The sequence below is a fragment of the Povalibacter sp. genome, assembly GCF_036735925.1.
Taxonomy (GTDB): domain Bacteria; phylum Pseudomonadota; class Gammaproteobacteria; order Steroidobacterales; family Steroidobacteraceae; genus Steroidobacter.
Genome location: NZ_DAINNK010000136.1, coordinates 1 through 6,729, shown reverse-complemented (window position 1 = coordinate 6,729; position 6,729 = coordinate 1). Strand labels below are relative to the sequence as shown.

The window sequence follows — 6,729 nt, the reverse complement described above, 5'->3', positions numbered from 1 at the left end:
CGCCGTATCCGTGGGGAATCCTGAAGAATCGGAGTTTCACACGGAGATCACGGAGGCCACGGAGGTCGGAAGAAGAGGATTTTCCACGGGGGACACGGGGAACACGGGGTCTCGGAACAGAAAATCTCTTCTTGTCCCCGTGCTCCCCGTGTCCCCCGTGGAAACTCCTCCTTCTTCTTTGCCTTGAACTCCGTGGTCTCCGTGATCTCCGTGTGAAACTCCAACTCTTCTCTTCAGCGCAACAACCGGAAGAGCCGCTGGCCCGCAGTGACGAACACCGCGCTGCGGCCGGCCCAGCGCAGCAGGCGGCGCGGACCGACGAGCGCCAGCAGCGCCATGCCGCCGCCGAGCAGCAGGGGACGCGTTGCGTAGCGGCGGACGAGGTTGATGCCGCGGTCCACCGATCCCAGTCGCGATTCGACGTTGTCGACGATGTGCGCGAGTTCCTCGCGCTGCAGGGCGCAGTGCGCGCGCAGCGCGGTGCGTCGCTGGCTCAGCGTGAGGGTGCGTTCGCTCACAGGCGTGCCCGCAGCTGATCGCGGTCCTTGGCCAGTTCCGCGAGCGTCGCATCCAGCATCGGCGGCTTCGCCTTGAGCCGGCGCATGAGCATGATGCCGCCGATCGCGGCGATCAGCAGGAAGGCGCCGGTCATGAGGAGGGCCGCGAGAATCCGGTGCGTGTCCCAGAACGCGAAGATGATGGTCAGCGCGCCGAGGAACAGCGCCATCATCGCGGCGAACAACGCGATGAACGACCAGATCAGCAGCTGCGCGACTTCCTGGACTTCTTCCTGGATCTCGGTCGTCAGCAGCTGCAGACGCGTGTGCGCGATCGCGACCAGCGTGGCAACGAAGTTGCTCAGGGACTGGAACAGTCCCGTGACCGGGGCCGGATCGCGATCGTGCGGAGCGTCATCCATGCGTGCGGCGTCCCGTCAGAACCATCTTCATCGACGGCTGATCAGGATGCCGAGCACCAGGCCGATGCCCGCGGCAATGCCCACCGACTGCCAGGGGTTGTCGCGAACGTATTCTTCGGTGGCATCCGCCAGCTCGCGCGCGCGACGCAACGCCTCCTCTTCGACTTCGGAGAGGCGTACCCGCGCCTGACGAAGCGATTCCTCGGCACGGGCGCGTACTTCCTGGATCTTCTCGCCGGTCTGGGCCGAGGTCGCGCGCAGCAGGGCTTCGGCGTCATTCATGACGGTCTTCAGGTCTTCGACCAATCGATCTGTAGTGACTTCGCTGCTCATTGTGGATCCTCGGCTCCGTTTCCTGGTTCGTGACACCCGGCTCGATCGGCCACGCCCCTGGGTGTGTGAGCGGCCCGACCTGGTGACTGGCCTCGATGGCATGGCATGGTATTCCGCGGCTGTAAAACTCAGCAACCCGGGAGAAGGCATCAAAGGTCCACGATTAACTCGGTAGTTGCCGCAGTGTTAGCATGGCCGCGCCCGCCGTTCTTCAAGTCATCCCCTGGCCGGAGTATCCCCAATGGAGTTGTCGCACGAGGCGAACGACCGCGACCGCTTCTATCGACGCACCTTCGTGCTCGTCACCTGCGTGGTGCTGGCGCTCGCGCTGTTCAGGATCCTCACACCGTTCCTCGGCCCGATGCTGTGGGCGGCGTTCCTGGCATTCCTGCTGTATCCATTGCACCTGCGGCTGACACGGCTGCTGCGCAACCGCCCGCAGGCCTCGGCGCTGCTGCTCACCTTCGCCGTGCTGATCCTGTTCCTCGGTCCGTTGGGCGCCATGGCCGCCGCCTTTGCGGCGCAGGTGGGCGACCTGGTCAGACACGGACAGGAGCTGCTCGCGAATCGGACTTCCTCCAACGGCTTCGACCTCGCGAGTGTTCCCTGGCCCTGGGCGCAGGACCTGCTCGCCCGGCTCGAATCCCTGTTCGACATCGATGCCACGCAGATCGGCAACTGGCTGCGGCAGGGCGCGAACGAGGTGCTGCACTGGCTGGCGTCCATGGGCGGGCGCGTATTCCTCGGCGCCATCGGCACCGTGGTCGGCTTCGTGCTGATGCTGTTCCTGCTGTTCTTTTTCGTCCGCGACGGCCGCGACTTCCTCGCCACCGCACGCGAACTGATTCCGATGGAGGAAGAACAGAAGTCGCGCCTGTTCGATCACCTCGCCGCGGTGACGCGGGCGATGGTGCTCGGCACGGGACTGACGGCGCTGATCCAGGGCACGCTCGTCGGCATCGCCTTCCTCATCGTCGGCCTGCCCTCGCCGCTGGTGTTCGCGGTCATCGCGGTGCTCGCCTCGCTGCTGCCTTTCGGCGGTACGGCGCTGGTATGGGTGCCTGCAGCGCTCGTGCTCGCAGCGCAGGGACGCTGGGGCGCGACGATCTTCATGGTGATCTGGGGCGCACTGCTGGTCTCGCTGGTCGACAACGTCGTGCGGCCGATGCTGGTCTCGGGCCGCGCGAATGTCGGCACGCTCACCGTGTTCATCGGCGTACTCGGCGGCCTCGCCGCGTTCGGCGCGATCGGCCTGTTCCTCGGGCCCGTCGTGCTGGCGCTGATCATTGCGCTGCTGCGGCTGTTCGTCGAAGTGCGGCGGGCCGAAACCGTCGTCGTTGCGCCGGCGGTCGCGGCGCCCGTCGCTGCAGCGCCCACGGCACCGCAGCCGCCGTCCACGCCGAGCGCCGAATGAACGATCCCCTGCGCATCGCCACGCGCGAAAGCCGGCTGGCCCTGTGGCAAGCCGAACATGTCGCCGCACTATTGCGCGAGCGTCATCCCGAGGTGCCGGTCGTACTGGTGCCGATGACCACGCAGGGCGATCGCGTACTCGATCGTCCGCTGGCGCAGGTCGGCGGCAAAGGACTCTTCATCAAGGAACTGGAACTGGCCATCGCCGAGGACCGCGCCGACATCGCCGTGCACTCGATGAAGGACGTGCCGAGCGAACTGCCGCCCGGCATGACGCTGTCGGCGATGCTCGCCCGCGCCGATGCGCGCGATGCGTTCGTGTCGCAGCGCTTTGCGGATTGCGCGTCGTTGCCGCACGGTGCGCGCGTCGGGACCTCCAGCCTGCGACGCCAGTGCCAGCTCAAGGCGCTGCGACCCGATCTGGAAATCCTGCCGCTGCGCGGCAATGTCGACACGCGCCTGCGCAAGCTCGACGAAGGCCACTACGACGCCATCATCCTCGCCGCCGCCGGCCTGACGCGGCTCGGCTATACGCAGCGCATCCGCCAGTACATCGATTTCGAACATTCGCTGCCCGCGGTCGGCCAGGGCATCGTCGGCATCGAATGCCGCATCGACGATGAACGCAGCGTGCGGCTCACGGGCGTTCTCGACGATCCCGTCTCGCGCCGGTGCTGCGAAGCGGAGCGCGCCTTCGCGCTGCGCTTGCAGGGCAGCTGCCAGTCGCCGATCGCCGGCTACGCGGAGCTGCAGGGCAATACAGTGACGCTGCGCGGTGTCGTCGGTTCGGAAGACGGCCGCACGATCTATCGCGGCAGCCGCAAGGGCACGTCGCCGCAGGCCGTCGGCGTGGAACTCGCCGATCAGTTGCTGGGCGCCGGCGCCGATGCGCTGCTCTTGCAGCAGCGTGCACAGCAGGCAGCCCACGGAGCGACGCCTTGATTCCCTTCGTCATCCCGCCACTCACCGGCCTGTCCGTGCTCGTGACGCGGCCGCTGCCGCAAGCCGACGCTCTGGCAACGACCCTGCGCACGAAGGGCGCCGAGGCCGTCGTTCTGCCGGCCATCGAGATCCGCCCGCGGGTCACGGCGCAAACGGGCGAATACGATCTGGTGGTCTTCGTCAGCGTCAACGCGGTCGAACATGGCGCGCGCAGCATCGTGCGCTCGGCAACCACGCGGGTCGCTGCCATCGGCAAGGCGACTGCCGCGGCACTGACGGGCATCGAATGGCCTGTCCATGTCGTTCCCGACCGCGGCTTCACCAGCGAATCGCTGCTCGCGCATCCGGATCTCGCGATCCAGGCCGGCGCGCGCGTGCTGATCGTGCGCGGCAGCGGCGGACGCGACGTGCTGCAGCAGACTTTCGTGGCTCAAGGCCTGTCCGTCGATCTGCTCGACGCCTACGAGCGCATCCTGCCGCAGATCGATGCAGCGCATCGCGATCGGCTCGAAGCAGACTGGACGGCGGGCGAGATCCAGGTCGCCACTGCGACCAGCGTGGAAACACTGTCCAATCTGCTCGCATTGCTCGGCACAGCGGGCCGCGAATGCCTGCTGCGCGCACCGCTCATCGTGCCGAGCCCGCGGGTTCGCGAAGCCGCGCAACAGCTGGGATTGCGCGGCGAATGCGTGGTCGCCGGTGGCGCCGACGACGCATCCATCCTCGGTGCGCTGGCGTACTGGCACGCGCGCGCACGCGCCGCGGCCTGAGTCATCCCTGTCCGCACACCGCATTTGGCGGGTGCGGAACGGACTGCCATACTTGCCGCGCTTCGCCCGCCGCTCGATGTGTCATGGCCGATACGCATCCCGACAGCATTCCCCCGCTCCCGACCTCGCCCGTCGTTCATCGACGCGCGCACACCTATAGTCGACTGACGACGGCCATTGCCGTCCTGGCGCTGGCCACCGGCGCGTATGCGTTGTGGCGTCTCGACAGCACCCGCGACCGCGTCGACCAGCTCACGCAGCAACTGACGCAGGCGAGCACGCAGCGCGACGTGCTGCAGTCGGAGATCCGCACCCTCACCGAACGCGAACAGACGGCGCGGCAGTCGCTGGAGCAGCGGCTGGATGCATTGAAGGAAGCGCCGCGGCAACTGCAGGAATTCGCATCCGCGCTCGAAGAACTGCAGGGTCGCGCCGAAGGTCCGGAACGCGCCTGGTCGCGCGCCGAAGCGATGTTCCTGATGCAGCTCGCGCAGCAGCGCCTCGCGCTCGATCGCGACATCGACACCGCGATCGCCGCACTCGAAGCGGCGGATTCCCGATTGGCATCGTTGCGCGATCCCGCAGTCGCCACCGTGCGCCAGCAACTCGCACGCGAGATCCAGGCGCTGCGCGCTGCCGTGCGTCCGGATCTGGCCGGCATCATGGCGCGCCTCGCCAATGCCGAGGAACAGGCTGCGAACGCGGCGGTGCTCGGCATCATCGCCATCGAACGCACCACGCCACTGACGCAATTGCCCGAAGGCGTGTTCGCGCGCGCCTGGGCGGTCGCGCGCAATGCCGTCGCCGGTCTCGTGACCGTGCGCAAGATCGACTCGCGCGGCGGCAACGTCGTGACGCTCGAGGAGCAGGCGCTGCGGCGCCAGCATCTGCAGCTGCTGCTGTATTCGGCGCGCGCGGCCGTGGTACGTCACGACAGCACCGCCTATCGCAGCGCGCTCGCCGGCGCACGGCAGTGGCTCGGCGAATTCTTCGATCTCACCGATCCGCAGGCCGCGGCGCTGGCGCGCGAAGTCCAGGCGCTCGAACCCGTCAACATCGATCCGCCGCTGCCCGACGTCACGAAGTCGTCGCAGACGCTGCAGCGGCTGATGCCGGCGCGGCGCGGTCCCGAATGAAGACCGGGCTGTACATCGCGGCGGCCCTGATCGGCGGCGCGCTGTTCGCGCACCTGCTGCTCGCCGATCCGGGCTATGTCGCCATCCGTTTCGCCGGCCGTCTCATCGAGATGTCGGCGATCACGTTCGCGCTGCTGGTCGTCGGCGCGTACTTCCTCGTGCGCTGGATCCTCAAGCTGCTTCATGCGCGCCAGCTATGGCGCGAAGCGCAGCTGCAACGCCGCCAGGATCGCGCCCGGCGCAGTCTTGCGCGCGGCCTGCTGGAAATGTCGGAAGGCGAATGGCTGGCGTCGGAACAGACGCTTACGGGCTCGGCTCACGAGGCGGAGTCGCCCGCGGCTCATTACCTGGTCGCCGCGCGTGCCGCCGATCTGCAGGGCGCCACGCAACGCCGCGATGAACTGATCGCCAAGGCGCTGGAAGTCTCCGGCGACAAGCGCGCGCCCGCGCTGATCATGCAGGCGGAGATGCACCTCAAGCACAAGCAACTCCAGGCCGCGCTGGAGGCGCTGAATCAGCTCGCCGCCAGCGGCGAGAACAACACGCGCGCCATGATCCTGACGGCGCGCATCCTGCGACAGACGGGCGACTGGGAAAAACTGCAGGAACTGGAACCGCGCCTGCGCGCGACACGCGGCATCACCACGGCGTTCATCGACGAGACCGTGGCGCAGATCTATCTGGATCGCCTGCAGGCGGCCGCCAGGAGCGACGATGAAAAGGCGCTGGCACAGACATGGAAGGAGCTGCCCAGGACCCTCGCGCAGCGGCCCGAGATCGTCGTGGCCTATGCGCGTGCCGCCATGGCCTGCGATCAGGACGAACTCGCCGAAGCCGAGCTGCGCCGCTTCCTCGGCAAGCAGTGGGATGAGTCCGCCGTGCTGGTCTACGGCGAACTCGACAGCGACGAACCGCTGGTGACGCTGGAGCATGCCGAGCGCTGGCTGCCCGAACACAGCGAGGATTCGGCGCTGCTGCTGACGTGCGCGCGGCAATCGATTCGAGCCGAGCTCTACGGCAAGGCACGCAGCTACCTGGAAACCAGCATCGCCATCCGGCCGCGGCTCGAAGCCTGGCAGTTGCTGGCGACCCTGTTCGAACAACTGGGCGAACGCGATCGTGCCGTCAAGGCACTCAATGACGCGCTGACGCACGCCGTGGGCCGCAAGGCGCCGCTGCCGAAGATCCGCGCGCGGCGCTGGCTCGACCGGCGGCA

The 6,729-nt window shown here is 67.7% G+C and carries 8 protein-coding genes; 5 read left to right on the top strand and 3 right to left on the bottom strand.

All coding sequences use genetic code 11. The features are described 5' to 3' along the window. Positions 1-233: 233 nt before the first annotated feature. The 3 genes from V7D81_RS22590 to V7D81_RS22580 are packed head-to-tail and all read right to left on the bottom strand — an operon-like array spanning position 234 to position 1,252. Entirely contained in the window at positions 234-518 is a 285-nt protein-coding gene (locus V7D81_RS22590; protein ID WP_324320576.1) for a YqjK family protein, read from the bottom strand. Next, a complete protein-coding gene (locus tag V7D81_RS22585) occupies positions 515-919 on the bottom strand; it encodes a phage holin family protein (protein WP_324320574.1) in 405 nt (134 codons plus the stop codon). Before V7D81_RS22585 ends, V7D81_RS22590 begins: the two co-directional genes overlap by 4 nt. Positions 920-946: 27 nt before the next feature. Then, positions 947-1,252, bottom strand: a complete 306-nt coding sequence (locus tag V7D81_RS22580; RefSeq protein WP_324320572.1) for a DUF883 family protein — start codon at positions 1,250-1,252, stop codon at positions 947-949. Positions 1,253-1,493: 241 nt separating this feature from the next. On the opposite strand from V7D81_RS22580, the gene V7D81_RS22575 reads away from it, so the two are divergent. The 5 genes from V7D81_RS22575 to V7D81_RS22555 all read left to right on the top strand — a co-directional run. After that, on the top strand, positions 1,494-2,666 hold the full coding sequence (locus V7D81_RS22575; RefSeq protein WP_324320570.1) for an AI-2E family transporter: 1,173 nt from the start codon (positions 1,494-1,496) through the stop codon (positions 2,664-2,666). Then, on the top strand, positions 2,663-3,607 hold the full coding sequence (hemC, locus tag V7D81_RS22570; protein WP_324320568.1) for a hydroxymethylbilane synthase: 945 nt from the start codon (positions 2,663-2,665) through the stop codon (positions 3,605-3,607). Before V7D81_RS22575 ends, hemC begins: the two co-directional genes overlap by 4 nt. Next, the gene (locus V7D81_RS22565) at positions 3,604-4,377 is read left to right on the top strand and encodes a uroporphyrinogen-III synthase (RefSeq protein WP_324320566.1); all 774 of its coding nucleotides are present in this window, start codon (positions 3,604-3,606) and stop codon (positions 4,375-4,377) included. The genes hemC and V7D81_RS22565 overlap by 4 nt, the downstream gene beginning before the upstream one ends. 83 nt (positions 4,378-4,460) lie before the next feature. Then, complete coding sequence (locus V7D81_RS22560) at positions 4,461-5,513, top strand: uroporphyrinogen-III C-methyltransferase (protein WP_324320564.1); 1,053 nt, start codon at positions 4,461-4,463, stop codon at positions 5,511-5,513. Then, on the top strand, positions 5,510-6,729 hold a 1,220-nt coding region (locus V7D81_RS22555; protein WP_324320562.1), incomplete at its 3' end, for a heme biosynthesis HemY N-terminal domain-containing protein. The genes V7D81_RS22560 and V7D81_RS22555, both read left to right, overlap by 4 nt.